Below are 25,055 nucleotides of genomic sequence, written 5' to 3' on the forward strand. Positions count from 1 at the left end.
TTAGTCACCTACTGAGTCGGTGTTCGCGGACCCAGGGAACTCGGTCTCGTCTATCACCGACGTGTCTGACACGGCCGGCTCTTCTTCACCGTCCGGGAAGTAACACGCCGCCTGATGGCTCTCGTCCCCGGCCTCGCCGATGGCCGGTTCGGCCTCCCGGCACGATTCTTGGGCCTTCGGACATCGCGGGGCGAACGTACAACCTGACGGGAGATCGACCGGGTCCGGCGGCTCTCCCTCGAGCAGGACGCGAGTTCGATCGGCAGTCGGGTCCTTCTCCGGCGCAGCCGAGAGCAGCGACGAGGTGTAGGGATGCTTGGGCTGGTTCGCGATGCGGTCGACGTCGCCCTCCTCGATGATCCGGCCGAGGTACATGATGGCCAGTCGGTCCGAGACTTGCGTCAGGCTTGCGAGGTCGTGTGAGATATAGACGATCCCGATATCCTCGGTATCGGCGAGCCCCCGCAGCAGGTTCAGCAGGTTGACCTTCAGCGAAACGTCCAGCATCGATGCCGGTTCATCGCAGATCAGGAAGTCCGGGTCCAGCACGAGCGCCTTGGCGACCGCCACGCGCTGGCGCTGCCCGCCGGAGAGTTCGTGGGGGTAGTTATCGAGAATCTTCTCGGCGGGTGTCAGCCCGACCTTCTCGAGCGTCTCGATAATGGCCTGCTCCTTCTCGTCGGTGCGGTAATCGTGGATCGTCAGCGGCTCGCCGACGAGTTTGCGGACGGTCTGGCGAGGATTGAGCGAGTCGAACGGGTCCTGAAAGATGATCTGGACCTTCCGCCGGAACTCCTGGAGATTGCCGTCCCGATAGTACTCGTAGGGCTCTCCGTCGAACGTCATCTCACCGCCCGTCGGATCCTCGAGGAGCGCCATGGTCTCGCCGAGCGTCGACTTCCCGCAGCCACTCTCGCCGGCGACGCCGAGTACCTCCGAGCGACGGACGGACAGCGAGACGCCGTCGACTGCCTTCACGTGATCCGGATCTTCGCCGCGGAACTTGCTCAACAGCGGCTGGCTCTGCTCGTAGTGCTTCTCGAGATCGCCCGTCTCGAGGATGACTTCGCCGCGGTCGGACTCGGGGTTTCCATCGTCGGGGATGTCCCACGTCTCCGGCTCGTCCGCGTCCCGCCGGAGCTGGGCCGCCTCCTTGACGCGGTGGCAGGCCGACCGGTGGTTTCGGTTGGGGAGATCGACCAGCTCCGGGTGGGATTCCCCGCACTCATCCGTGGCGAACGGACACCTGTCCTCGAAGACGCAGGCCGTCGGCTCCCGATTCAAGTTCGGCGGCGAGCCAGGGATCGCAACGGGGTCCTCGTTCTCGTCGATCTCCGGGAAGGAGTTCTTCAGCCCCATCGTGTAGGGGTTAGTCGGATTGACCAGCACGTTGTCGACGCTGCCCTGCTCCATCACCTTCCCGCCGTAGAGGATGGACAACTCGTCGCAGGTCTCGGCGATGACGCCGATCTCGTGGGTGATCAACAGCAGAGAGCTGTCCATCCGCTCTTGAATCTCCAAGATCTTGTCGATGATCTTGTCTTGGACGATAACGTCCAGTCCGGTCGTCGGCTCGTCGGCGATGATGAGGTCCGGCTCGAGGGCCAGCGCCATCGCGATGGTGACCCGCTGGCGCATCCCGCCGGAGAACTCGTGGGGGTAGTCGTCGATTCGGTCCGGGTCGAGGCCGACGATCACGAACAGTTCGCGGACGCGGTCGTACGCCTTTGTCTCCGTGACGTTACGGTGAGTGTGGATCGCCTGTGCGATCTGGTCGCCGGTCGTCATCACGGGGTCCAGCGAGTCCATCGCGCTCTGTGGGATATAGGCGATGTCCTCCCAGAGGATGTCCCGGCGCTCAGCCTCGGAAAGCGACGTGAGGTCCGTTCCGTTGAATTCGATAGTACCGCTCTCGACGGCCCCGTTGTTCGGGAGCAGACCGAGCAGTGCCTCCGCGACGGTGGACTTCCCGGAACCGGATTCCCCGGCGAGGCCGTAGTTGACCCCCTCGTCGATACTGAACGAGACGTCGTTGACGGCGTGGACTGGTTCGTCGTCGGTCGCGTACGTGACTTTGAGATCTTCGACGTTGAGTAGCGTCATTGGTTGGTCTGAATTTCGGGATTAATGACTTCCTCGTAGGCCCGTCCGATGAGGAACACCGAGGTGGTTATCGCAGCGATACCGATGGCCGGCGGAAGCACCCACCACCACGCGACGCGCATGTTCCCCGACGCGAACACCTGCCGGAGCATTCGTCCCCAGCTGGTCATCGTCGGATCGCCGAAGCCGAGGAACGCGAGGCTCGCCTGCGCCGCGATCGCCCAGGCGACGCCGTACGCGGTGTAGAGGAAGCCGATCGGCAACACGTTCGGTGCGACGTGGTACAGCATCGTCCGCAGGTCGCTCGCGCCGCTGGCTCGAGCGGACTTGACGAACGTTCGCTCGCGGACCGACAGCACCTCGGAGCGGACGACCCGGGCCGGCATCTTCCAGAGGAAGCCGGCGATGATCGCCGTGATCAGCCAGATGTTCGGCGTCATGAACGTCAGCAGTAGCAGCGCCATCGGCATGAACGGCAGCGAGAACGTCAAGTCGGTCAGCCGCATCAGGAGTTCGTCGACCCAGCCGCCGTAGTAGCCGCTGACGACGCCGACGGTGAAGCCGAGCGCGCCCGTCCCCAGGCCGCCGAACAGGCCGACGATGAGCGTCGGCCGTGCGCCGGCGAGGAACTGACTCAGCACGTCCTTCCCGTAGGCCGTCGTCCCGAAGTAGGCGTCCACGCCCGGCGCCGAGAGTCGGAGCACGGAGCCGGTGTCGCCGCGAACGGTGTGTTCGATCGGATCGTGGGGGGCCAGGAACGGCCCGAACAGTCCGAGGAACACGAACGCCGCGACGACGAGCATGCCGGCGAACGCCAGCGGGTCCCGTCGCAGGAACGCGAACTGGTCGCGGACGAGCGTCCACAGTGCGTCGACGCGCTTGTACAACTCTGCCTTGGGTTTCGTTTCGATACTCATGCGGAGCCACCTCCGTTCGTCGAAACGGTCGGATCGAAGTACGCGTAGAGGACGTCCGCAGCGAGGTTCGCGAGGATGACCGCCAGCGCCATGATGAAGACGGCGGCTTGCACCAGCGGATAGTCCTGTTGCTGGATGGCCAACACGAGCTCACGGCCGATGCCCGGCCAACTGAAGACGACCTCGAGCAGGATGAGCCCTTGGAAGATCATACCGAGACGGAGGGTGAAGTACGTCAGAATGGGCAGCATCGAGTTCCGGCCCGCGCGAGCCAGTTGCTGCATCTCCGAGAGCCCCTTCGCTCGATGGAGTTTAAGGAACTCCGAGCCCCGCTTTTCGATGACGCCGTTGCGAGCGAGCAGCAGGAAGTCGCCGCTGTAGTAGAGGACGGCGACGGTGAACGGCAAGAGATAGTGATGGAGGAAGTCCAGCGAGAGAAACGTCTCGAGGTAGCCGTCCGGCGTCGCCCTGATCGATCGCATCCCGAGCGCGGGAACGATCTCCAGGTTGTACGCGAAGACGATGATGAAGAAGATCGCCGTGATGAACACCGGCGTCGAGCGGAGCAGCGTCGTCGAGACGATACTGAACTTCTCGAGGCGGCTCCCGCGGTTCCAGCCGGCGTACATCCCCAGAAGCGAACTCAGGATCGCCGTCGTCACCAGCGCCGGAATCAGCAGGATCAGCGAGTTGATCAGCCGCGGCTCGAGGACGTCCCAGACCGGCTGGCTTCGCAGGATAGAGTAGCCGAACTGGAAGGTCAGCAGGCTCCACAGGTAGTTGACGTACTGTGTCCATATCGACTGGTCGAGCCCGTACATCGCCCGGATCTCATCGATCTGCTCCTGATTGAGGTTCCCCGAAGTGACGAGGGCCTCGAAGGGGCTCCCCGGCAGGAGCCGCAGGACGACGAAGATTACCGAGACCGCGATCACCGTCAGCAGGACGGAGATCGCGAGCCGCTTGAGCAGGAACCGCTGGAACTTCGTCATCGGTTCCCCTCCGGGCGGGTGGTCGTAGTGTTGGTCGCTGCCCGTGTCGTCGCGCCGGCTGACTCGTAGCAGGCGAGTAACGCGCTCTCAGCCCGAGCGATGGCGGGGGCGAGGTGCCGATTCGTCTCCGGTCGGTTTCGTTCCCGTCGGGTTCGCGGGAGCAGGTCGGTGGTGTGGTGCATTGGTTTCCGTCTGTTCATGAGAAGTCGGGCTGATCGAGATCCGAACGCCGCTTGTGGGTGTTCTCGGGCTGGAGACGTTCGACGAACGCACCCCAGGCGTCGCCGTTGGGGAATCGAAGGTTGTCATCGCCGTCCCAGGTGTAGCCCGCCTGCTCGAGGATCGTCCGTGCCTCTTCGACGTCGTAGCTGTAGTCGGTCGTCTCGGAGTTGTGCCACTGAGTGAGCGACGAGATCGGGTTCTCGCCGGCCGGCACCGTCCCCTGACCTTGCAGAAAGTCATCGACGAATCCCTGCGAGTCGGTCGCTTTCGCCAGTGCGACGCGGAACTCCTTGTCCCGAATCAGCGGACAGGAGAACATGAGCTTCCCGTCCAGCGGCGCATAGCTCCCGGCCGACATCTTCTCGATACCGCTGGTATTGGCCGCGCGGTCGGCCTGCAGGGTCGAGAGGTTCGTCCCGATAGCGTCGATCGAACCGCTCTGGAGCGAGCCGATCAGTGCGTCGATATTGCTCACGTTGATCCAGATGACGTTGTCGATGCCGGGGCCGCGCTCAGCCTGATCACCTAGCGCGTCGGCCCGCCAGTCGTCATCGAACATCCAGTGGCCGTCGTTACGAGAGGCCTCAAACCGGGTCCCCTGTTCCCAATTCTCGAACTGGAAGGGGCCGGTTCCGACTGGGGCATCCGGATTATGTTGAGACGGGTTATCGATGTCTTCCCACCGGTGTTTCGGGAGGATGACGCTCCGGACGACCCGCTGGGTCATGAACGAGGCATCGGGGTTCGCCAGATTGAACCGTACCTCGTGATCCCCGAGTACCTCGACCGACTCGATCGGCTCGTAGAACGGCACCTGGCTCGTGGAGGCGTATTCATCGTACAGTTCGACGGTGAACTTCACGTCCTCGGCGGTGAACGGCTCGCCATCGTGCCACTCGATGCCTTCGCGAAGGGAGAGTTCGACGGTCGTATCGTCGACGAAGCCGCCGTCAGTCGCGAGCGCAGGGACTACGTCGAGGTCGGGCGTCGCGTCGAAAAGACCGTCGTAGATGAACGTAAGTCGATTGGCCTCCGCGCCACCGGCGGCCCACGCCAGGTTCAGCGAGTTCATCGACGTAGTGACGCCCTTGACGTACGTTCGGCTGTCCGTTTCGGGTTGGAGGTTGACTTCGGTCCAAACGAACGAGTCCATCGTCGGGCCGTTCCCCGGCGTCTTCACGTAGCCGCTCCACCGGTCCGTGTTCACTGCCGTGATGATGTTCGGGAAGAGCGTGATGAGCGCCCCGACGTCCTCGGCGAAGATCTCCTGTGCCCGATCGACGAGCTCCTCGCGTTCGGCTCGATCGGTCGTCTGTTCCTGTTCGGTGAGGAGTTCCTGCAGCTCCGGGTGATAGTAGTTATCGTAGTTCGAGAGCGATCCCTCGCTCCGGCGCATCAACAGCGGGTTCGGATCGAGTCCCCGCTGTGGGTCAGGGCCGTGCGTACTCATCGAAATAACCGCCTCGAGCCCTTTCGTCGACCAGCTCTGGGCGTAGAGCTGGTTCAGCGGGCGATCGTTGAGCCTGGCGACGATGCCGAGATCGTTGAGACCGCGCTGGACCATCAACGCGTGCTCGCGCATCCACGGGTCGTCCTCGCTCGAGAACTCGATGGGTAACCGGTCGAGCACCGAACCGGCCGTCGCGCTGTAGTCCAATGGCGGTGACTCGGCATCGATGGTCTCCCACTCCCGCCAGTACTGTGTCTCGACGGTCTCCGGGACGCCATCGGGCACGTCCGGCTCGAGACTCTCGCCACGACTGCTGCTACAGCCTGCGAGTGCGCTCGTTCCAAGCGCCGCGGCAGCCGTGGCGATGTAGCCACGTCGTGTGAGTCGGTCGCCAGCCCCAGCGACTGAACTGTCATTATTTTCTTTCGGCGTCATCCACTCCCACGTTACGGGGTAACTAGGTTCGTTCTACTCCCAATAGCGGTCGATAGCTATCGTACTTTAAATCGGGGCAGGAAATCGGAGCCGTTTGCGTTCGAAACCGACTTCGATCGTTGTCACTCGCGAGGACCGTAGATGAGTTCGAGCAATGTTCGCTCGGCGGTCCGGAGCCGCTCGTTGACAGTCGACTGAGTGACATCGAGTTCGTCGGCGAGGTCCGTCTCCGAGGCTTCCCGCGGAACGTCGAAATAGCCGTGGGTATATGCCGTCTCGAGCACTGCTAACTGGTCGTCGGTGAGTTTCGAGACGAGGACCTCCGTTAATCGTCCGCTATCCAGCGGTTCACCGGGCTCCTCGTTCTGAGTAACTGATAACAGTTCGAACTCGCCGAGGGTCTCTTGGATCTCGTCGGCCATCGAACGGAACTGATCCCAGTCCCGCGTGGTCGCCACGACTTCGAAGACACCGTTCTGGAGGACGATGCGGTTCGGAATCGCTTCCTGACGCAGGATCAGACTCAGAATGTATGGATACGACTCGTTCGCCAGAATGGCGAGTCGACGGATCTCGAGTTCGTCGGACGCGGTTGGAATCTCGCTACCGTAGAACAGCGAGACGCCGGAAATGTCCTCGAGGACGGTTTCGGGGTCGAACTCGGTGTTCGACGCGACGGTCAGCGACTCGATCCACGTCCCGTCTTCGACGTAGAACGCGTTGTCGAGTTCGATACTCCGGACGTCGTCCAGCTCTCGATGGAGCGTTGCCATCACGCCCGTCGGCACAGTCGTGAACTCGACGCGTAGAATTGGGGACCCTCCTACAGGGAAGAGTCCGACCCGGTTATATATAGGTCACGCTTATCCCGGTCAAGTCACCAGCGGCCAGTAGACGAGCCACGAGACGGCGGCAACACCGAGAGAAAGTCCCATCGTCACGAGGCCGAACGAGGCGACATCGCGGTGTGACAGCGGCCCGCGATCCATCGACACCAGTACTGCCGTCGTATTGAACGGAAGGATCGTCGTCGAGCCGACGACCAGCAACACGGCGAGTGCGAGAAACAGTCGGTCGATACCGAAGACACTCGCAAACTCGAGGACGATCGGGAGTGCAACGACGATCGCTGCCGAGCCGGTCGAAAACATGACGCGGATGCCGACGGCGATGGCTATCAGCACGACGACGATCTGCCAGTGGGCGAGCGCCGCAAACGGAATCCATCGCGTGAGTACGTCGATGACTGCCGTAATCGAGCCGGTTTCCTCCATGACATCCAGAATCGATAACATCGCGCCGATGAGGAAGATGATCCCCCAGCTCACATCCGCGATGTCCTCGGCCGTGATGATGCCTACGGACGGAAGCGAGAGCACGACGACCGCCGCGACGGCCGGCAGAACCGTCGGAAGTCCGACAAACGAGCCGACGATCCAGCTTATGACGGCTCCGGAGAGGACGATTCCGACGAGACGTTGTTCGCGAGTCAGTGAGGTCGTCCCGTTGCCGTCCGGTTCCAGTCGCGCGTTGTTTTTCGTACCGCTGGTCATCTCCTCGTCGTCCATCGCAAACAGGCCCGCACAGAGCGCTGCCACCGTGTAGAGGAGAATCGTCGGTGGAAGCATCAACACGGCCCAGTCGACCCACGTTATGGGCTGCACCGAAGTCGCGACGATTTCGGAGGTAACCAACGCCATTCCGCCACCGGTCATCAACGCCATCGACGCGATCGGGTTGACGTGGCCGAGGATGAGAAACGCTGCACTTTCGAATCCGTTGTCGGCTTCCGGTTCGAACGCGGCCGTGAGCCGCTTCACGATGGGAATGAACGTTATCGCACGGGCCATCGCAGAGGGCATCACCAGTGCCAGCGCGAGGACGCTCCCCGCAACGGAGTGCAGCGCCCGGCGCGGCGTACTGTCCGCGGTCAGTAATTGCTTCGCTAGCTGTCGGTCCAGACCGACACTCGTCGTGGCGTCACCCAGCAACAAAAGCAGTAGCAAAAAGAACACGAGTGTCGACGTGAAACCCGTCGTCGCCGCGCTGAACGAACTGACGGTTCCCAGTACGAACAGCAAGGTAACGCTGAGAATACTCGAGACGACGTACGGGACGGGCCGAGTTAGCCACAGCACGAGCGTAGACAGGAAAACTGCCAGTGTACGTTGCCCCTCAACGGTGAGGGCCGCCGGTGGGGTGACTGTCGCACCGGCAACGAGTACGGCAGTAGCCGTGAGTAGCCCGAGGGATTGCCGCGATAATAGCACGGTCTCCAACCCTGTCCGCATACCGAACCGATCTCCCATTATCGACATCGTCGCCGCTCTCGCTGAAGAATCTGGTGACACCGCGGCCGAGACTGTGATTCGGATACGGCGATCTCGAAGTGAACTGTCTCGGTGTTAAGTTTCGAGGTGTTCGCTCGATCACTTGAGACGGACAGATGGTTCTTAAGTAACGAATTTTACGTTTCTTAATTGATAGAGCCATGAGACCCTTCCTAAGACCTAATCGGTCAATCTCGAGAACCGGGACCACGTCTTCCATCCGACGGTCGAAGAGGACTCCCTCTACGAGTGGGGGCGACGCGACTCGATGGGCTCACATACGTCTCGACGTACTAACCGTTATCTGGGCTGAGGTTACTAGTCCGAACCAGTAACCTCGTGAAGTATCTCGGGGACAAGCCCCGAGGACTCGGTCTCGTCTCATGGTACGTTTCACGCCGGCGCCGCATTCGCTTATGAGACGGGGCGGTGTCCGTTGCGCATGGCAGATTCGAACGACGATACGTTCGACCCGACGACGCCCGAACAGCGGCAGATCGGTCGCGAAATGGTCGACGAGAGCACCGGCCTCGGATCGGTGATGGCCCACGCGTACCGGGGCGAACTCGGCCGGGTGGATACGTGGCGACAGCGCCTCGACCAGACGACGACGTGGGCGGTGACCGTGATGGCGGCGATCCTGACGTGGGCGTTCTCAAGTCCCGACAACCCTCACTATATCCTGTTGATCGGAATCGTGGTCGTCGCGGTCTTCCTCGGCATTGAGGCGCGGCGATACCGGGACTACGATGTCTTTCGGGCGCGCGTTCGGATGATTCAGGAGAATCTGCTCGCAACTGCCCTCGACCCGTCACGGGATGTCGAACACACCGACTGGCGAGTAGAATTGAGCCAGGACTACCGTGAGCCCACGGTGAAAGTATCGATGCAGGAGGCCCTCGCGAATCGCCTGCGGCGCGTGTATCTCGCGCTGCTCGGCGTCCTCCTCGTCGCGTGGGTCTTCAGAGTGACCGCGTTCGCGCCGCGCGAAGACTGGATCGAAACCGCCGCGATCGCTCGAATCCAGGGACCGGTCGTGATCGCGGTCGTCGTCGCGTTCTACGTGGCGCTGCTCGCGATCGCGCTGTGGCCGCGAGAACGCCAGGCGAAGGGCGAATTCCGCAAAGGAAAGGAAGGCGACTGGAAGGATTCGGACGCGAAAGACGAGTCGCGGAACTGATGCTCTGCTACTAGGCGTACGAAACGATGACATGAGCAGAAAGTATTTGTCAGTGACACGTCGTTACCCGGGTGATGCCCTCCAGACGTCGCGTCCTCGTGTCTCTCGCGACTGGCCTCTGTGCCGCGTTCGCCGGGTGTAGTATGGAACCGACCGGCGTCCTGCGGCTGTCTGACGCCACGACGGATGAGATCCTCGAACCAGCGACGTTCGACGTCCGCTCGAACGATGGAGGGAACGATGACGGGATCGACGAAATGCGCGAACTCGTCGCCGAGGTCCTCGAAACCGGATCGGCGACCGCATCGGGCGAGCACCCGCCGCTCCAGGTCGCGTACCCGGTTCGCTTCGAAGACGAGGTGGTCGCACTCGACCGAACCGAACTGACCACCGAGACGCGCAACAATTATCACCTCCTGCTCGATTTCGACGTCGCGACCGAGGGGGTCGAACGGTCGGTCGACACGCTTCCGCCCGCCGACGTCGAGTGGATCGAGTCGGCTCTGTCGGATCGGCGGTCCAGCGTCGACGCCGTCAGCGGCGAGCGAACCTACACCGAGGACGAACAGGCGACCTCCGTCCTCATCCCCGAACCGGCATTCGACGTTCTCCTGGTCGACGGCGAACGGATGGGGGTCGAGGTCGAACCGGTCAAGACGACGGTGACGACGTACGAGTATACCCTGGCCGAACGGCTTGGGAGTGACGAGCAATACGCCCAGACCCTCGAATCACGGTATCGGTTTGCCGTCACCGGCCTCTCCGATGACGAACGGGACGTCGTCGACGAGGCGGTCGCCGAGCGCGGGTACTACGCGTCCTCGACCGACGACGGGGCGTTCGAAGGCGTAGCCCACACGCTCTTCGAGCACGAACCGGTCGCGAGTACCGATAGCGAAGGTCACTGGATCGTCGCCTACGAAGGAACGACGTACGTCGCGATGCTCGATCCAGTCCGGTACGAGAGTCTGCGACGTGATTTGCCGACGTCGTCATGACGTGAATTTTGAGCGCAAGCCTCGCCCTTCAGTACGGGGAGAATGTCAAAGTCATACGTTTAGTGCTTGCTGGTCGCTACCGGCCGTGGTTCCCCCGAGCGACCCCGTCGGTCGCGAACGTGGCCATGTGCGGGTAGTCCGCGATCAGCCCGTCCACGCCGAGTTCGACGGGTGTTTTCGCCTCCCGCCAGCTGTCGATCGTCCAGACGTTGACGGCACGCCCCTCGTCGTGGGCCGTCTCGACCAGGTCCCGGTCGAGGACGTCGGTCGAGCAATTGAGCGCTTCCGCGTCCAGTTCGCGAGCCACAGCCAGGTTGTCGTCCTTGTTGTCGCCGAAGATCGGCGCGACGTCGACGCTCGGATCGATCTTCCGAACGGCGCGGATGGCGCCGTGGTCGAACGAGGACGTGTAGAAATCACCGGGGTATCGGTAGGCAATCTCCAGCGTCCGTTTGGCGAACTCCTCCCAGGAGAGTGGACCACGATCCTTGAATTCGAGGTTCATCGTGACTGGTGGTCTGGTTGCCGCGAGCGTTTCGGCGAGCGTGGGGATCGTCTCTCCGGAGTCGAGGATCTCCGCCTCGAGGACCTCTTCGGAAGACGTTTCGGCGACGAGTCCGGTCTTGTCCGTGAGATGATCCAGCCTGGCGTCGTGGAAGACGACGATCTCGCCGTCGCTCGTGGCCTCGAGATCGATCTCAATCCGGTCGGCACCCAGTTTGGCCGACCCGGCAACGGCGGCGACGGTGTTCTGCGGGAACACGTCGCGGTAGCCTCGGTGGGCAGTGCTGTACGGTCTCTCCGGGGAACCGTTCCCCCGGCCTCCCTGTTGTTTCGCCGTTGCAGTACCTGTTAGCGCAGCGATACCCAGTGCGGTGCCGGCCGCCCTGATGACGTTCCGACGCGAGACGGCGTCTGTGATGGTGGCGATATCCCGTGACATCGAGTGAGTTGGGGTAGTGTGCCCTCATCTTCCTTTATATGAGACGGACGTCCCGATCGGAAGTGATTTGATCGCCACCCGTTCCTCCATTGGGGTACCGAGGCATCTCTCCGTCTCGGTACTCCTCCTTACATCGAAACCCATGTCGATCACACCGAGGAGTTCGTGACCACGATCGGGCTCTATGCTCATACAGTTAAAGTTGACCAACGGCTAGTAAGTAGTTCATTCACACTGGTGAAAATTGGAATTACTGACGAATGAGTAATTTCGAGAGATTGTCTACTCGAGCACCGTCTTGTAGGGCTTGGGGTTTGCTGGATGCAATTCCCACGTCCTGCAACCTCATACGTGACGCTTTCTATGCCACGCTCGTATCTAGCCACCGTCTACGTGATTATGAATCTGTCTTCTGCATTGTAAGATTTCAGTCTTTTCTGGCTCTTCTTTACAGGTAACCTATAACGAAGTAACAGTTTATGTTCCTCAGAAGATGTATTATGAAGGAATCCGGCCCGAAGAAGATGAGGACAAATACAAACCGGCGGCGGTTTCTCCAAATTGGAACTGCTGCTCTCGCCACCACTGCTGTCGGATCTACAGCTGTTGAAGTCGCACAGGCGAGCACAGAGGAACGGTACAAGATTCGGGAAGGAACTGCTGATGAAACGGAGGTCGTCGTCATCGACTCTGGAGTGGAAGGTTCAACAGCCGTCGTTGTCGGTGGAATGCACGGTGATGAAGAAGCAGGATATCGGGCGGCACAGGAGATGCGGGAGTGGTCGATAGACGAAGGCAAACTCGTTCTTATCCCCGAATCAAATCCCACCGCAATTGAATCGGGAACCCTCTCGAATGACAATGGGAATCTCAACCGAAAGTTCCCACCCGGTGAAACGCCAACCACACCACTCGCGCGCGCTATTTGGGATGTAGTTACCAGCCATGACGCCGATCTAGTGTTCAATTTGCACAGCTCGAAGGGAATCTACCAAGAGGACGTTGGACCTTCTGGCGTTGGGCAAGCAATCTATCCGACTACAGCAAGTGGTGCACGCCAAAAGGCGACGAGGACTGTGGAATACATGAATAACAATCACCTCGGCGACTCCCAGCCAGATTACCACCGCTTCAAACGGGGGAATCTAATTACTGGTGACCGCCCATTGTTGATCCACAAAATCGACCACGACCTACAGAAACCGGGATTCATCGTTGAAGTGACCCGGTATGACACTTCATTAGACACACGAATCAACTGGACGCTACAGATCGTTGAACATCTGCTTGGTCAGTACTCGATTAATAGAACTTCGACCGGTACCTCTGAGAATACTTCAGACAATCCTTCGACTGATCCCTCTAACGGCGCTTCAGACGAACAGTCATCTAGTGAGAACTCTCCTGAACAGGAGTCGAATGAGCGGAGGCAACTCGAGCGATTACTTAACGAGTACGAAGGTACTACGTGGGCGAGATTAGTTAGAAATATTATATAGGTCGTATCCGAGCATAGGTCGAACTCGTCACCAATGACCGTTTCGAGTTCATCCGTGACGCGCAGGAGATCGACCTCGACTTCTCGAAACTCCCGTTCACCGTCACCGATTTCTACACGCTGCTGGGCTTCCCAGACTACCTGGCCGAGCGCGCTGCAGGCGACGCAGAAGCAAATGCGGCGTCACCCTTCGAGGTCGATATGTGGACGCTGCATTCCGGTACGACGTACGCGCTCACCCACTTCTTCCAGGGGAGAGAGGGTGCATCCCTCGATCAGTACGTCCGCATCGCCAACGGCACCCTCACCGCCGCTGCTAAACCAGCACTACCAATATCTCACCCGACAAACATCCGGTCTACCGATGGTCCTCGAGTTCGTTCTCACGGCAGGCTTTCTCGTCTGTGGCGCGTTCACCGTCGTCCTAGGGCTCGTCCACTTCGCGATGCCGTGGCTGCTGGACTTCGACGGCGCCATACCGATCGACGGAGACCTCCTGCGTCCACTCAATCTGCTTGCCGTCACATACCAGACGAAGCGGTCGGATATCCGCGGGATCGCTCAGATTATGAATCACGCCGTCAGCTACACGCTGGTCTCGATTGGGATGGTCGATTTATTCGCGTCGCGATGGCTCTCGGCATGGTTCGCGCCGTACCTGCTGGCGTGGGTCGCCGGCTGGTGGTTTCTCCGCGCGGCGACCCAACGTCATATGGGGTCGCGGCTGGGTGACTGGCTGGTCGCAGCCGGATTCACACTGATCGGCTTGTTTCATCTCGCGGTCGCTGTGAGTTAGTTCACAGAAACCGGTCGGGAGGAGTCGTCCACGATGATCACGGCTAGAGGTCGCTGGCAACCGTCGTCGAGTCGTTCATGGATCCGGAGACGCTGATCCGGATGCTCCAGATCTTCGTCCGGCCGCAAATTTTTCGTCTCACGCTATCTTCAAGGAGCGAGCGAGTAGGGTGGGGAGGAAGTCACAGTGGTTCTGGGGCCGATGGTGGCGTACGCTTGTGTTCGCTCTGCTCGTGCATCTCGACGATGTGCTCGACGTCGTCAACGGAGGTGCCCGTGAAGCGGGCAGTGGCCGAGGCGGGGACACCGCCGTCGACGTGGAGTGCGAGGATGGCGTCGAGGGTGTCGTAGTCAACACCGAACTCCTCCTCGTCGGTATCGTAGTCGACCATACCGCCGGTCGGCGTCTTCTGAACGAGGGATTCGTCGACCCCGAGGTGGGCGGCGACTTGCCGAACCTGCTGTTTATAGAGGTTCCCGAGCGGGTTACAGTCAACGCCGCCGTCACCGAATTTCGTCACGTAGCCGGTGCCGAGTTCGGCACGGTTCCCCGTTCCGAGAACTAGTTTATTCTCGTAGTTTGCGACGAGGTAGTTCAGTGTCATTCGGACGCGGGCGCTCGTATTCCCGACGTGTCGCCCCTCCCAGCGGCCTTCAGAGTTGTCGTCCGACTCCGCGTCGTATGTGTCGAGAATCTTGTCGACGATGCCGTCGATCTCGAGAACGTCGTACGTGATGCCGAGCTCACGAGCGACCTGTTCGGCATCGCTCATGTTCGCGTCCTCGTTGACCTCTTTCGGTAGAAGGATGCCGTGGACCGCGTCTGCACCGAGGGCCTCGACCGCAAGGTGAGCGGTCGCCGTACTGTCGATACCGCCTGAGAGTGCGATAAGTGCGCCGTCGACGCCAGCTGCGTCGACTTGTGTGGCGATGAAGTCAGTGAGGTGGGTGACGCGTGCTGCGAGTTCCTTCTCGGAGAAGCGAAGGTCGAGTGGGTCAATCTCGCGCTGGGTCTGCTCGTAGAGGTTCGCCATGATGCCCGGAACGTCTCATCTTGACGCGGAAAAGCGATTCGAAGGGGGTCCGTTCAGTCGGCGAACTCACCAGTTCTGACAGCTGCCACGCGAACATTCAAGTGTGTTACGCAGGTGGACGTGAGGTAAGAAGAACTCGCATCTGAGAACCCGACTGCATTGCTTTTCCCGTCCGAATTCGGGTGGACAACAACAAGCCAGTGCTGAATGCAACGAACTGAACAGCCGATGCTGCGCAAGGACACAAACACAGCAGCGACACCGCAGGCGCATCACGCACTCGATCGACCGAATACCATCCCCAGTGCGACATCCCCAGCCGTCGAACTGACCGTCGTCCCACAAGCGGAGCGGCCCGATTCGAGGCCGACTAAATGACAGCCAAACCGGAACAGGAGCGGGTGACAGATGAACGATAGTGACGACTCCGGCGGGCTGACGGAGGGTCTCCAGATGGATCTGTTCCACCCGGAGTCCGAACGCGACCCCGGCGACACGAACGTCCAGAAGTGGGGATTCGACGTGCACCCAGTCGTCTTCCCGGTCGCACTCCTGCTGGTCGCCGTGTTCGTCGCGGCGACCGTCCTCCTCGGCGAACAGGCGGCCACGGTATACTCAGGCATTCGGAGCTTCTTCGAAGGGAACTTCAGTTGGTTCTACCTCCTCTCGGTGAACCTCTTCATCGCTGTCCTCCTGTTTTTCGCGTTCAGCAAATACGGAAAGATCCGAATCGGTGGCGTCGAGGCCGAGAAGGAGTTCAGCGACTTCTCGTGGATGGCGATGCTGTTCAGCGCAGGCATGGGTATCGGGCTGATGTTCTACAGCGTCTCGGAGCCGATGGTCTACTACTCCGACGTTCCCGGGTTCTTCGACGCCGAAGCGGGGACGGGGATGGCGAGCGTCGCAGCCTTGACGCAGACGTTCTTCCATTGGGGAATTCACCCGTGGGGAATCTACGGACTGGTCGGGCTCGGCTTGGCGTTCTTCTCGTTCAACCGCGGCCTCCCCCTGACCTTCCGATCGATATTCTGGCCGCTGCTCGGCGACCGTATCTACGGCTGGCCAGGACATCTCATCGACCTCGTAACCGTGTTCGCGACGCTGTTCGGTCTCGCGACGTCACTTGGCCTCGGCGTCAAACAGATCAACACCGGGCTCTCGTACATCCTTGGTGACGTCCTGGGCGTCGTAAGCGTCCCGACGGGAACGGTCCCACAGATACTGCTTATCGCCATCATCACCACCATCGCGACGGCCTCCGTCGCCGCCGGCCTGGAAGGCGGCGTCAAGCGCCTGAGCACGCTGAACGTCTACCTGATGTTCGCCCTGTTCGGATTCGTGGTCCTCGTCGGGCCGACCGTCTTCATCTTCGGCGCCTGGGTGCAGGGGCTCGGGTCGTACTTCACCAACCTTCCGTCGCTGGCGTTTTTCACCGGCACCCTTAGTGACGGATCGTCGACGGTCAACGACTGGACGGTGTTCTACTGGGCGTGGTGGATCGCCTGGTCGCCGTTCGTCGGGACGTTCATCGCGCGCATCTCGAGAGGACGGACCATCAAGGAGTTCGTCGTCGGCGTCCTCGTTATTCCGTCGCTGTTCTCGACGGTCTGGCTCGCCGCCTTCGGGGGAAGTGCACTGTTCAACTCGCTACAGGGTAACGGCGCGGTCCTCACAGCCCACGAACAAGCTGGCCAGACAGTCGCAATGTTCGCCCTGCTAGACCAGTTTCCGTTCGGCGCCGTCTTCGGGCTGCTAGCCATCTTGGTCGTGGCCATGTTCTTCGTCACGTCCTCGGACTCCGGCTCGCTGGTCATCGACCACTTGACTTCCGGGGGGAAACATGACGTGCCGAAGACCCAGCGTATCTTCTGGGCGATCACCGAAGGCGTCGTCGCCGCCCTGTTGCTGTACGGCGGGGGTCTCAACGCCCTCCAGACCGCAGCAATCGCGACCGGTTTCCCGTTCTCACTCGTCCTCGTCGTGATGTGTTATACGATGTATCTCGGGCTACAGACGGAGTACGAACTTCTCCAATCCGAGGAGTTCGCCGACCGCGTTCAGGACATCACGGACGAGGACGTTGCCATCGACAGATCCCGGTCCGAAGTCGTGACTGACATTCGGGAGACTTCTGAGAGTGTAGACGACTGACCGAGATTGCCGACGATCCTCGAGGAAGCCGAACACGTCGCAGACTAACACGACCAGGTTGCTCGACCGACGGACAAGCAAACCCACGAGTAGCTTCGATATGCTGTCCTCCGAGTGCTCGAAGGAGAGGCAGAACACCTGCCGACAGGATCGACAAACCTTCCAGCAGAGATAGTCAACACGCTCAACGAGTTTACTCCGGAGATCCGGGACGTTGTTACGTACGCCGAGGAGCTAGCCGAACACAAGGAACGCGAAACTCGTCTCGAGGAGGAGGCAGACTAGGATGAGGTGGAGGAACGATCAGACGACCTACCGGACGACGTCCCCGCAAAAGCGATGATCATAATCACCACTATCCCCCGCAAGGTGATGCTGTGTGGCAATAGAACGGAATTCTAGGAACAAAGAAAGAGACGCTCAAAATACCGTTCAACTCGAGCAAGCGCCCTCTCACTCGAGTAGATGCCCTGCCACTCGAGAAGACGGTCTTCGACTCGAGGAGACGGCATTAAACTCGGAGCAGATGTTCTGAACTGGCCTCGAGAAGTGAAGGGAGACAAATGGCGAGTTGCGCATGCTAGCGGTAGCGCCTGAAACAGGATGCCTGGTGAGTCATAATCGGATCCCGTCTGTTGATTGTCGATGAGGAGGGGCTCGCAGACGCTCGAGAAGTCGAGAATCCATTTCCAACTGAGCGATCGGAGGGGGCAATCACTATCTAGCAGGTTCGAACAGAAGATCGCGAAGCAGCCGTTATCTCCACCATTTTCAGGCGATTGGGAGATGGCTGGGAATAGTGAGTTGACTTTCAATTCGCACCGGTGACTCGAGCGAGGGAGGCCGAGTTGGCGATCCCGGATGTGAAGAACCGTTCGATCGGCCCTGTCCTAGTTCGGACTCGAGAGAGCACTCACGGGGGATTGCGGCCGATTGAGCCGATTATGAACAACGGTTCGCCGTTTCTGTGACGTGTACGTAGGATCTCGAGGGAAGAACGGACGCGAAACAGCGTATGGGCCTGAAACGGCGCTGTTGAAATCCGTGAGGAGTTGCACGGTTGGACAGGAGTATACCCGAATGCGGACTCTCCCGAAGTCACGGTTGCTCCGATTTGTCGAGGTAGCGATCCCTAGCGGAGTGTCTCACCGGCAACAGCCCATTCTCGGCAGAGTCGTCGCCGTTCGGCGATTTCCTTCGCATATCCAGGACGGATTATACCACGGTCACAATAGGTCTTCCAGGCACGGTCATTTCCACCTGTATCCTTCTCGAACATTCAATATCGCTCCCGAGCAATTCTCTCCTATCGGAAGCATCATAATTGTTTCTGGTGCAGGTCTGGCGCTGGAAGTAGTACAATCTACCCCAATGGTATCGGAGAGGATGCTCGCCGACCGGGAGGTGGACTCCTCGCCGCGACGTGGAGTAACCGGCGCACAGCGCTGAGCCACGTCGTTGACGATACCCACATTTACGAACCGCGTCGACGACAGCCCTACTCGTCTGTGCTACTCTAGCGGCGTCAGTGACGAACTGTTCGCTCTCTTGGTGGAGGAACAAGGTCTTAAGCAACTCTAGCTATGGATCACATATCATGGATCGCCCGACTCGCCAGCGTGAGCGTGACTCGGACACGGATCAAGAAGTCGAGGAGACTACCAGTGAACAAACCTGCGATGAATGTGGCTCGAGCGCTCTCGTCACAAGCGAGGATCAGGGAGAACTCGTCTGTGAGGACTGTGGCTTGATTATCGAAGCGACGAACATCGATCGGGGACCAGAATGGCGCGCGTTCAACCACTCCGAACGGAATAACAAATCCCGTGTCGGGGCACCCACCACGCAGACGATGCACGACAAGGGGCTCACGACACAGATTGACTGGAAAGACAAGGACGCCTACGGTCGCTCGCTGTCCTCGAAAAAGCGCAACCAGATGAACCGGCTGCGCAAGTGGCAAGAACGTATCCGTACGAAGGATGCCGGCGAGCGAAACCTCCAGTTCGCGCTCAGCGAGATCGATCGGATGGCCTCCGCACTCGGTGTGCCGCGCTCGGTCCGCGAGGTCGCCAGCGTGATCTATCGGCGAGCGTTGGACGAAGACCTCATCCGCGGGCGCTCGATCGAAGGCGTCTCGACGAGCTGTCTCTATGCGGCGTGCCGTCGAGAGGGAATCCCGCGCAGCTTAGAGGAGATCGCCGACGTCTCGCGGGTCGAACGGAAAGAGATCGGGCGCACGTATCGATATATCTCCCAAGAGCTGTCGCTTGCGATGGAGCCAGTCGATCCAAAGGAGTACGTTCCACGGTTTTGTTCCGAACTCAACTCGAGCGAGGAGGTCCAAGCCAAAGCCAACGAGATTATCGACGTCACCGCAGAGAAGGGACTGCTGTCCGGGAAATCCCCAACGGGGTTTGCCGCCGCAGCAATCTATGCTGCCTCGCTCCTGTGTAACGACAAGCGAACACAGAAGGAAGTTGCAGCCGTCGCGCAAGTCACCGAAGTCACCATTCGGAACCGATATCAAGAACAGATCGAGGCGATGGGGCTCCACTAACTGTTTTCTGAGATAGTCATTGCCCGCCACCAAGCGGCTGGCGACGGTAGGGCGATTCCGCGTGAGCAAGGCGCTCATGTCTGCCACATGAGCCACCTAGATCCCCTCTCGAGATTTCGTTGGCGAGTTCTCGTGCGACCGATTGTGGTACGAGAACTGCCGCTCCGTTGTCGATAGCATACGAACGCAATCTGGACAGGTTCATTCCGTGAACCGCCTCGAGGTCACGTGTACTGTTCAGACTTCGGCCACTTCCGTCGAACTACACCGGTAGTTAATGGGTCAGGGGCGACCCGCACTCTCGAGTTCCCTGAGCGCAGCGATCGATGTGCGGACGATCGCACCACTGACCAAGACCACGGTTCCAAAGATAAGGATTGTACTCACGGTTTCCAGCATCTCGATGCCGTACATAACACTCACCTGCTTACTTCCGGTGGCGACGCTCCCCGAGAGCAGCATCACTGCGAAATATTCCTCGATGTCAGCCTCGGTGACCAGCCGCGTCGCACTCGAACCGATGCGAGCACCGAGCGCGCTCCCGCCGAGTAACGCGGCGACAACGGGAATATTGACGGCGTTCGACTGGGCGTAGACGAACGTCCCGAACGCACCTGAAACCGAAATCTGGAGGAGGCTAGTCCCAGCAGCGATCGCAGCGGGAACGCCGAACCCGGAGACCATGACGGGGAGCAAAAGGAATCCCCCACCGACGCCGAGACATCCGGAGAGAACGCCGATGGCCGATCCGGCACCAAGGATAACCCACACCGAGACGGTCGCACCGCCGGGTAACGACACCATCGGCGGGAGCGTGATGGCCCGAACCGTGGTAGCGACTCGGCCCGTTCCCACGGCCGTACCGTCAGTACGGGCGTCTCGGAGGACAGAGAGGCCGACGGCGCCGAGAAGTCCGACGTACGCCACGCTGATGACGACGTCAGCGCTGTCGAGATCCGCAAGCAAGAACACGACCCGGGTGCCGACCTCGAGACCGAACGTCATTCCGAGAATCATCACCGCCGCCAGTGGGTAGCTGACCTGGCCGTGATCGCGGTGTCTGAGCGCACCGATGACACCGGTGCCGAAGACGAACGCGAGTCCGCTCCCGACGGCCACCGACGCCGGATAGCCGATCACCAACAGCGCTGGCGTCACGAGGAACGACCCGCCCATCCCGAAAAACCCGAAGAGAATCCCGATGAGCAGCCCGAACCCAACGAAGAGACCGATCATCGAGAGACCGAGACCGAGGAGTTCCACGGTCAGGTGCTCACGAGGATTTCACGGGCGACCGGACTAGCGACCCGCGCCAGCGCCCCGTATCCGACGTACAGCACGAGCGCCTCCGCCAGGATGTACCCGACCGTGGCAGCAGCCTGCCCGGACTCACTGAACACGGGACCGACCAGCAGGACGCTCAGCGATACTACCAGTCTACCCAACAGTACGACCCCGGCTGTCGAAACGCGCTGGACTGCCGCGAATTCGGCGTCCCGATCACTCATGGCATCCCCTGCCGTCGGCTCGAGCGCTTTCGGACGGCGTGATGTTCTGATTGAGACTGAACAGGTTCGTCGGGTCGTACTCGTCCTTGAGCGCGACCAACCGCTCGTACGTCGGTCCAAACGTGGTCCGCATCATGTCGTCGCCCTCTTCGAGGAACCCCGGGAAGTTCAGGTACACCGAGCCGTCCGAGAACTGGCGCATGTCGTCGAGACAGTCGCGCACCCACCTGACGTTGGCGTCGTCGTCCTCCGGGCGTTCCCAGTTCGCTTCGACGCCCAGCAGGAAGGGCGCGTGTCGCCCCGCGAACGCACTGTCCTCGACGCTAACCCGGGCGATTGCGCCGCCCAACTGCCAGACATCCACTGTCGAGAGCGGTGACGGTGCCACGTCGGACCAGTAGACGATTCGATCGATGGCGGACGCCGATAGGCCGTCGAGGTACAGCGACTTCCAGTAGTAGCGCATCCCGTCGGGGTAGTCCTCGTCGAAGAGTCGCTGGAGCTCGACGTACGGCATCGGCCCGCTGAAATCAGCGATCGGCTCAGCGATCTCTCGCAAGGGTGCCAGTGCGCGTTCGCCGTCCGCGACCGAGCCCGCGTAACAGCCCGCGATTGCGATCTTCTGTTCGTCCACCGTGTCCGCCGGGAAGAGTTCCTCGTCGGGTATCACACCGGACAAGGTGAGCAGGCTGACTTCCAGAGGCGCATCCGCGACGTAGTCGCGGTAGGCGTCCAACACCTCGCTCATCCGGTCACCCGAATAGAACACGAGGCAAATCGCCACTTCGGGTCCGACCGGGTGGAGGTCGAACTCGAAGCCGGTGACTACCCCGAAGTTGCCGCCGCCGCCGCGGAGTCCCCAGAAGAGGTCCGGGTTCTCGTCCTCGCTGGCGGTCAGGTACTCGCCGTCCGCCGTGACCAGAGTTACGGACGCGAGGTTGTCACAGGACAAGCCGTACTTGCAGCGGAGATGACCGATGCCACCACCGAGCGTCAGTCCGGCGACCCCCGTCTCCGAGACGGCCCCACCGGGCGTTGCCAGCCCGAAGGTCTGGGTTTCGTGGTCCACATCCGCCCACGTGGCACCGGCCTGGACCCACGCCGTCCGTGCATCCGGGTCTATCCACACTCCCCTCATCTTGGAGAGATCGATGACGAGTCCGTCGTCGCAGACAGCGGTTCCGGCGACGTTGTGGCCGCCGCCACGTACCGCAACTAGGAGATCGTTCTCGCGCGCGAAGTCCACCGCGCTGATGACGTCTCCGACGCCTCGACATCGGGCAATCAAGGTCGGACGCTTGTCGATCATCCCGTTCCACACCGAGCGCGCGTCGTCGTAGTCACCGTCCTCAGAACCGGCGCGAATCAGATCACCGTGGAATTCCGCTTCAAACCGTTCGATCTGTTTGGCGGGGATAACGTGTTGTGCCATACAAAAGTGGATGACAGCGTGGGTGTTGGCCTCACCCATCGAGGAGGGTTCGGTGTCGAGAATACCGTTTCAGGTAGTGAGACGAATTCCGGAGCGTGTACGGATAGAGTTACTATCCGTGACATCCTTTGCCTAACGAGTGAGTGACATGGTGTCTGACCAAGACGACCGACTGGAGGAGGATGGCCGTCCGCCACCGGGTTCACCGATCCTGGAGGCGCTCCTGGAAAACGAACGGAACCGCCGCTATCTCGGCGAGCGGCTAGACGCCGCGGGCGACCGCGTCGATACGGACCTGCTCGGCGACATCGTCCGGCACGGCCCGGTCCTCGAGGTACTGTTGGAGGAACCGCTTGATCGCCGGGAAATCGAAGCGCGTCTCGACGTCTCGCGGGCGACGAGTCACCGCTACACGCAGTGGCTCGACGAGCAGGGATTCGTCGAGAAGGTGGATGGCCGATTTCAGTTGACCTGGCGCGGCACAGTCATCGCCGAGGAGGTCCTCCGGTTCGAGGCGAACGTGCGGACCGCACACAGAATGACGCCGCTCCTGGATGCGGTCTGTGCGGATCACCGTGACTTCGTCCTCGAACCGTTCGTGGACGCGACGATCACCGTCGCGGAACCGGACGATCCCTACAAGCCGATCGAGCGCTTCATCGCGCTCGTCGGTGAGTCCGATTCGTTTCGGGGGTTTAACACGACACACATGGCTCCGCTAGTCCTCGGCGAGTTTCACCAGCAAGTGTTCGAGGAGACCGACACCGAGATCGTCTACCTCCCGCACATCGTGGAGAAACTCTTCGAGACGTACCCCGAACGTGCTCGAGAATCGATCGATCGCGGGCATCTGGCCCTCCGGACGCGCGATGAACTGCCGTACGGTCTTGCTCTCTTCGACGAACGCGTCGGGATCGGCGGCTACGACGAAACCACCGGTCTCATGCAGGTGTTCGTCGATACGGACGCACCGATCGCATGGGAGTGGGGCGAGCGCGTCTACGCGTCAGTGAGAGCCGATTCCAGGCCACTCGACGCGACGCCAGATTTGAGTCGGTGAGACGCACTCGATGTGACGGAAACGCTTGACGAACATCTCCCTCACACCACCACGACTGCCCTGAAATCCCTTTAATCAGCTCGTGGGTCGTGTAAACTTCCAATAGTTCTTATAGGTTGGTCGTGTGAGTGTTTACCATGGCCGCGGAACAATCCCAACCGCCACTGAAAGACGACGTCATTACGACGCTTCAACTGACACTGGCAGTGTTGCTCTTTCTCGTTGGCATCGGGATCGCGCACATCATTATCAGATCCTACTACGAAACGGGGCCAGTCGTGTATCCTCTCGAGGGAGCACTGGTCTTCGTTTTGGGAGCGGTGGCCACGTACCTGCTTGCCTATCTATACGAATAAGTGCTAGTTTACACGTTAGGCTATCGGGAAAAGAGATCGTCTCAGCGAGTATTCGCTAGATCCACGAACGACTCGCCACTCGTGGAAACCCACGCCTGCTCAGCTAGTTCGCCACTCACATCGAAGATCGCTAGTTCGTCCGGCCAGTCGTCACGCGGAACACCTCGAGAAACGTGAGACTACCGAAGTCGGTACCGGTTCAGACAGTCGGAACGCCGAACAGGAACGTGAACGCGGCGGCACCGAGCAACACGACACCCAGCGCGACGGCGACGTCGTCACCGTCGGGGGCCAGTCGCTCGAGCGAGACGACGAGCGTCAGGCCGACCATCACGAGGGAGTTCATCGACCCCAGAACGACCATGAGCGCGAATAGCGGCCAGGTACAGCCGACGCAGTTGACGGCGTACCGGACGCCGTCGCGAGCCATGCGGGCGAGTTCGGGATGGTGGGGGGCCGACTGACAGCAGCCACACCGCGCGAGGACGTCGCGTTTCAGCGACGTGAACTGGTAGCCGCCGGCGAACGCGAGTGAGCTACCGATCACGAAGACGCCGGTGTCGATACCCAGCACCGACGCGGTCAGCAGGCCGCGAATCGAGAGCAGGAAGTCGACCGCTAGCGGGACTGCGCCGACCAGCATCCAAACGAGGCCGTACGCGCCCAGGAACGCGGCAATCGAGGGTAGGAAGACGGACGGTGCGTCGCACAGATCGTCCCGATGGCGGCGGACGGCCGGAACGAGCGACGGGAGCATCATCGCCAGCATCATCGTTCCCCACATGAGCAGGTACGCGACGACGCCGGTGAGGCCGTTCGCTGTCGCCAGCGCCTCAGGAACGCCGGGCGCGTGCATCGGTGCCCCGAGGCCGGCGGGGGCCGTTCCCAGCCCGGGGAGCCACCCTTCGAAGAGGACGAGCCACAGCAGGGCGGACAGCGAGAGGACGAGCGTGTCCGCGACCGGGAGCGTGTCGAAATCGATACGATCACTGCACGGAAGTGTAATATCGGGAACCATTGATTGCGCGGCGGGGTTGTCGGCGGGCGATCGGTTCGGAAACGGCCACGGCGACTATCGCCTCCGTGGCCAT

The 25,055-nt window shown here is 60.8% G+C and carries 21 protein-coding genes and 2 pseudogenes; 10 read left to right on the top strand and 13 right to left on the bottom strand.

Annotation, left to right across the window (positions count from 1 at the left end; all coding sequences use genetic code 11):
* The 7 genes from HYG81_RS40350 to HYG81_RS40380 form a co-directional block, all read right to left on the bottom strand.
* A complete protein-coding gene (locus HYG81_RS40350) occupies positions 1 to 2,103 on the bottom strand; it encodes a dipeptide ABC transporter ATP-binding protein (protein ID WP_226778200.1) in 2,103 nt (700 codons plus the stop codon).
* Entirely contained in the window at positions 2,100 to 3,020 is a 921-nt protein-coding gene (locus HYG81_RS40355) for an ABC transporter permease (protein ID WP_226778201.1), read from the bottom strand. The genes HYG81_RS40350 and HYG81_RS40355 overlap by 4 nt, the downstream gene beginning before the upstream one ends.
* Positions 3,017 to 4,012 carry an ABC transporter permease gene (locus HYG81_RS40360; protein ID WP_226778202.1) on the bottom strand — a complete coding sequence of 332 codons (996 nt, stop codon included), beginning with the start codon at positions 4,010 to 4,012 and terminating at the stop codon, positions 3,017 to 3,019. The genes HYG81_RS40355 and HYG81_RS40360 overlap by 4 nt, the downstream gene beginning before the upstream one ends.
* The gene (locus HYG81_RS40365; protein WP_226778203.1) at positions 4,009 to 4,194 is read right to left on the bottom strand and encodes a hypothetical protein; all 186 of its coding nucleotides are present in this window, start codon (positions 4,192 to 4,194) and stop codon (positions 4,009 to 4,011) included. Before HYG81_RS40365 ends, HYG81_RS40360 begins: the two co-directional genes overlap by 4 nt.
* Positions 4,195 to 4,208: 14 nt before the next feature.
* On the bottom strand, positions 4,209 to 6,050 hold the full coding sequence (locus tag HYG81_RS40370) for an ABC transporter substrate-binding protein (RefSeq protein WP_425607569.1): 1,842 nt from the start codon (positions 6,048 to 6,050) through the stop codon (positions 4,209 to 4,211).
* A gap of 191 nt (positions 6,051 to 6,241) precedes the next feature.
* On the bottom strand, positions 6,242 to 6,892 hold the full coding sequence (locus HYG81_RS40375; RefSeq protein WP_226778205.1) for a helix-turn-helix domain-containing protein: 651 nt from the start codon (positions 6,890 to 6,892) through the stop codon (positions 6,242 to 6,244).
* 99 nt (positions 6,893 to 6,991) lie between these two features.
* Positions 6,992 to 8,428: an SLC13 family permease gene (locus tag HYG81_RS40380; protein ID WP_226778206.1), complete on the bottom strand. Its 1,437-nt coding sequence runs from the start codon at positions 8,426 to 8,428 to the stop codon at positions 6,992 to 6,994.
* Between the two features lie 463 nt (positions 8,429 to 8,891).
* Between HYG81_RS40380 and HYG81_RS40385 the strand changes: the two genes are divergently transcribed.
* Both HYG81_RS40385 and HYG81_RS40390 read left to right on the top strand, forming a co-directional pair.
* Positions 8,892 to 9,629 (top strand): DUF2270 domain-containing protein, encoded by a 738-nt coding sequence (locus HYG81_RS40385; protein ID WP_226778207.1) that lies wholly within the window; start codon positions 8,892 to 8,894, stop codon positions 9,627 to 9,629.
* Between the two features lie 74 nt (positions 9,630 to 9,703).
* Complete coding sequence (locus HYG81_RS40390; protein WP_226778208.1) at positions 9,704 to 10,627, top strand: hypothetical protein; 924 nt, start codon at positions 9,704 to 9,706, stop codon at positions 10,625 to 10,627.
* Between the two features lie 76 nt (positions 10,628 to 10,703).
* Here the strand turns inward: HYG81_RS40390 and HYG81_RS40395 are convergent, their stop codons facing one another.
* On the bottom strand, positions 10,704 to 11,570 hold the full coding sequence (locus HYG81_RS40395) for a glycerophosphodiester phosphodiesterase (RefSeq protein ID WP_226778209.1): 867 nt from the start codon (positions 11,568 to 11,570) through the stop codon (positions 10,704 to 10,706).
* Positions 11,571 to 12,070: 500 nt separating this feature from the next.
* On the opposite strand from HYG81_RS40395, the gene HYG81_RS45885 reads away from it, so the two are divergent.
* From HYG81_RS45885 to HYG81_RS40410, 3 genes and pseudogenes are all read left to right on the top strand, one after another.
* Entirely contained in the window at positions 12,071 to 13,069 is a 999-nt protein-coding gene (locus HYG81_RS45885; protein ID WP_425607566.1) for a M14 family metallopeptidase, read from the top strand.
* A 17-nt stretch (positions 13,070 to 13,086) separates the two neighbouring features.
* Positions 13,087 to 13,374, top strand: a pseudogene (locus tag HYG81_RS40405) (hypothetical protein); the annotation flags it as partial.
* Positions 13,375 to 13,432: 58 nt separating this feature from the next.
* Positions 13,433 to 13,864: a hypothetical protein gene (locus HYG81_RS40410; protein ID WP_226778210.1), complete on the top strand. Its 432-nt coding sequence runs from the start codon at positions 13,433 to 13,435 to the stop codon at positions 13,862 to 13,864.
* Between the two features lie 181 nt (positions 13,865 to 14,045).
* On the opposite strand, the gene HYG81_RS40415 is transcribed toward HYG81_RS40410, so the two are convergent.
* Positions 14,046 to 14,897: an NAD+ synthase gene (locus tag HYG81_RS40415; protein ID WP_226778211.1), complete on the bottom strand. Its 852-nt coding sequence runs from the start codon at positions 14,895 to 14,897 to the stop codon at positions 14,046 to 14,048.
* A 408-nt stretch (positions 14,898 to 15,305) separates the two neighbouring features.
* On the opposite strand from HYG81_RS40415, the gene HYG81_RS40420 reads away from it, so the two are divergent.
* The 3 genes and pseudogenes from HYG81_RS40420 (at position 15,306) to HYG81_RS40430 (ending at position 19,608) form a co-directional block, all read left to right on the top strand.
* Complete coding sequence (locus tag HYG81_RS40420; protein WP_226778212.1) at positions 15,306 to 17,048, top strand: BCCT family transporter; 1,743 nt, start codon at positions 15,306 to 15,308, stop codon at positions 17,046 to 17,048.
* 138 nt (positions 17,049 to 17,186) lie between these two features.
* Positions 17,187 to 17,408 (top strand): annotated as a pseudogene (locus tag HYG81_RS40425) (hypothetical protein); the annotation flags it as partial.
* A gap of 1,237 nt (positions 17,409 to 18,645) precedes the next feature.
* Positions 18,646 to 19,608 (top strand): transcription initiation factor IIB, encoded by a 963-nt coding sequence (locus tag HYG81_RS40430; protein ID WP_226778213.1) that lies wholly within the window; start codon positions 18,646 to 18,648, stop codon positions 19,606 to 19,608.
* Between the two features lie 282 nt (positions 19,609 to 19,890).
* Here HYG81_RS40430 and HYG81_RS40435 read toward each other — a convergent pair whose 3' ends face one another.
* The 3 genes from HYG81_RS40435 to HYG81_RS40445 form a co-directional block, all read right to left on the bottom strand.
* Positions 19,891 to 20,844 (bottom strand): sulfite exporter TauE/SafE family protein, encoded by a 954-nt coding sequence (locus HYG81_RS40435; protein ID WP_226778385.1) that lies wholly within the window; start codon positions 20,842 to 20,844, stop codon positions 19,891 to 19,893.
* 29 nt (positions 20,845 to 20,873) lie between these two features.
* Positions 20,874 to 21,023, bottom strand: coding sequence for a DUF7512 family protein (locus tag HYG81_RS45890; RefSeq protein WP_425607570.1), 150 nt, complete (start codon positions 21,021 to 21,023; stop codon positions 20,874 to 20,876).
* Between the two features lie 85 nt (positions 21,024 to 21,108).
* The gene (locus tag HYG81_RS40445) at positions 21,109 to 22,548 is read right to left on the bottom strand and encodes an FAD-binding oxidoreductase (RefSeq protein ID WP_226778214.1); all 1,440 of its coding nucleotides are present in this window, start codon (positions 22,546 to 22,548) and stop codon (positions 21,109 to 21,111) included.
* A gap of 148 nt (positions 22,549 to 22,696) precedes the next feature.
* On the opposite strand from HYG81_RS40445, the gene HYG81_RS40450 reads away from it, so the two are divergent.
* Entirely contained in the window at positions 22,697 to 23,608 is a 912-nt protein-coding gene (locus HYG81_RS40450) for a helix-turn-helix transcriptional regulator (RefSeq protein ID WP_226778215.1), read from the top strand.
* 137 nt (positions 23,609 to 23,745) lie between these two features.
* Positions 23,746 to 23,964 carry a hypothetical protein gene (locus HYG81_RS40455; protein WP_226778216.1) on the top strand — a complete coding sequence of 73 codons (219 nt, stop codon included), beginning with the start codon at positions 23,746 to 23,748 and terminating at the stop codon, positions 23,962 to 23,964.
* A gap of 199 nt (positions 23,965 to 24,163) precedes the next feature.
* Here HYG81_RS40455 and HYG81_RS40460 read toward each other — a convergent pair whose 3' ends face one another.
* On the bottom strand, positions 24,164 to 24,982 hold the full coding sequence (locus HYG81_RS40460) for a DUF2182 domain-containing protein (RefSeq protein ID WP_226778217.1): 819 nt from the start codon (positions 24,980 to 24,982) through the stop codon (positions 24,164 to 24,166).
* Between the last annotated feature and the right edge of the window lie 73 nt (positions 24,983 to 25,055).

The sequence above is a fragment of the Natrinema zhouii genome (assembly GCF_013456555.2).
GTDB lineage: Archaea > Halobacteriota > Halobacteria > Halobacteriales > Natrialbaceae > Natrinema > Natrinema zhouii.

Excerpts from the sequence above, each read along its gene's own strand:
- HYG81_RS40395 (WP_226778209.1), bottom strand. The coding sequence starts at position 11,570 with ATGTCACGGGATATCGCCACCATCACAGACGCCGTCTCGCGTCGGAAC.
- HYG81_RS40410 (WP_226778210.1), top strand. The coding sequence starts at position 13,433 with ATGGTCCTCGAGTTCGTTCTCACGGCAGGCTTTCTCGTCTGTGGCGCG.
- HYG81_RS40415 (WP_226778211.1), bottom strand. The coding sequence starts at position 14,897 with ATGGCGAACCTCTACGAGCAGACCCAGCGCGAGATTGACCCACTCGAC.
- HYG81_RS40350 (WP_226778200.1), bottom strand. The coding sequence starts at position 2,103 with ATGACGCTACTCAACGTCGAAGATCTCAAAGTCACGTACGCGACCGAC.
- HYG81_RS40445 (WP_226778214.1), bottom strand. The coding sequence starts at position 22,548 with ATGGCACAACACGTTATCCCCGCCAAACAGATCGAACGGTTTGAAGCG.
- HYG81_RS40385 (WP_226778207.1), top strand. The coding sequence starts at position 8,892 with ATGGCAGATTCGAACGACGATACGTTCGACCCGACGACGCCCGAACAG.
- HYG81_RS40420 (WP_226778212.1), top strand. The coding sequence starts at position 15,306 with ATGAACGATAGTGACGACTCCGGCGGGCTGACGGAGGGTCTCCAGATG.
- HYG81_RS45885 (WP_425607566.1), top strand. The coding sequence starts at position 12,071 with ATGAAGGAATCCGGCCCGAAGAAGATGAGGACAAATACAAACCGGCGG.
- HYG81_RS40390 (WP_226778208.1), top strand. The coding sequence starts at position 9,704 with ATGCCCTCCAGACGTCGCGTCCTCGTGTCTCTCGCGACTGGCCTCTGT.
- HYG81_RS40365 (WP_226778203.1), bottom strand. The coding sequence starts at position 4,194 with ATGCACCACACCACCGACCTGCTCCCGCGAACCCGACGGGAACGAAAC.
- HYG81_RS40450 (WP_226778215.1), top strand. The coding sequence starts at position 22,697 with ATGGTGTCTGACCAAGACGACCGACTGGAGGAGGATGGCCGTCCGCCA.
- HYG81_RS40360 (WP_226778202.1), bottom strand. The coding sequence starts at position 4,012 with ATGACGAAGTTCCAGCGGTTCCTGCTCAAGCGGCTCGCGATCTCCGTC.
- HYG81_RS40430 (WP_226778213.1), top strand. The coding sequence starts at position 18,646 with ATGGATCGCCCGACTCGCCAGCGTGAGCGTGACTCGGACACGGATCAA.
- HYG81_RS40355 (WP_226778201.1), bottom strand. The coding sequence starts at position 3,020 with ATGAGTATCGAAACGAAACCCAAGGCAGAGTTGTACAAGCGCGTCGAC.
- HYG81_RS40455 (WP_226778216.1), top strand. The coding sequence starts at position 23,746 with ATGGCCGCGGAACAATCCCAACCGCCACTGAAAGACGACGTCATTACG.
- HYG81_RS40375 (WP_226778205.1), bottom strand. The coding sequence starts at position 6,892 with ATGGCAACGCTCCATCGAGAGCTGGACGACGTCCGGAGTATCGAACTC.
- HYG81_RS40460 (WP_226778217.1), bottom strand. The coding sequence starts at position 24,982 with ATGGTTCCCGATATTACACTTCCGTGCAGTGATCGTATCGATTTCGAC.
- HYG81_RS40380 (WP_226778206.1), bottom strand. The coding sequence starts at position 8,428 with ATGGGAGATCGGTTCGGTATGCGGACAGGGTTGGAGACCGTGCTATTA.
- HYG81_RS40435 (WP_226778385.1), bottom strand. The coding sequence starts at position 20,844 with ATGATCGGTCTCTTCGTTGGGTTCGGGCTGCTCATCGGGATTCTCTTC.